Source organism: Ornithinibacillus gellani (assembly GCF_003730295.1).
GTDB lineage: Bacteria > Bacillota > Bacilli > Bacillales > Amphibacillaceae > Ornithinibacillus_A > Ornithinibacillus_A gellani.
This window is the reverse complement of record NZ_QTSZ01000046.1, coordinates 1-698: the sequence shown is the minus strand read 5'-3', so window position 1 is coordinate 698 and position 698 is coordinate 1. Positions and strand designations below refer to the sequence as shown.

Sequence of the window (698 nt, the reverse complement as noted above, 5' to 3'; positions counted from 1 at the left end):
ATTAATCTTTTTAAACCACAGGCTCTGCCTGTGTGCAAACGAAACTTTTAGAGTTGTATCCAAAAAAACTCCAAACGTTATAATAGAAGATGGCCGTCAAACCAACTTTAAATAACGAGAGGAGTCTTGCTCATGTCGAGCGACAATAGTTTATCACATACAAGATGGAATTGTAAGTACCATCTTGTATTCATACCGAAATATAGGAGGAAAATAATATACGGTAAAATTAGAAGAGATATTGGAGCAATTTTAAGAAGACTATGTGAGATGAAAAATGTTGAGATTATAGAAGCGCACGCGATGCCAGACCACATTCACATGCTTGTTAAAATACCTCCAAAAATGTCTGTATCGTATTTCATGGGATATTTAAAAGGGAAAAGTTCATTAATGATACACGACAGACATGGAAATCTAAAATACAATCATGGGAACCGTACATTTTGGGCAAAAGGCTATTACGTGAGCACAGTAGGATTAAATGAAAAAACGATAGCTAAATATATTCGGGAACAGGAAGTAGAGGATCGTTTGCGGGATAACATGAGTAAACGAGAATATGTGGACCCATTCAAAAAATAGATAGGAACATAAACAATTGACGGTCAATTTAGAGGTCCCTTTAGGGACTATGTTGGTAAAGTGCCCTTATAGGGCGAAATTAAAACCGCCGGTTCTACCGGCGGATATTTACT

Annotated in this window: 1 protein-coding gene; it reads left to right on the top strand. The window is 36.7% G+C overall.

From position 1 onward, the window contains the following. Positions 1–132: 132 nt before the first annotated feature. Entirely contained in the window at positions 133–585 is a 453-nt protein-coding gene (tnpA, locus tag DX933_RS13620) for an IS200/IS605 family transposase (protein ID WP_123316986.1), read from the top strand. Positions 586–698: the final 113 nt, after the last annotated feature.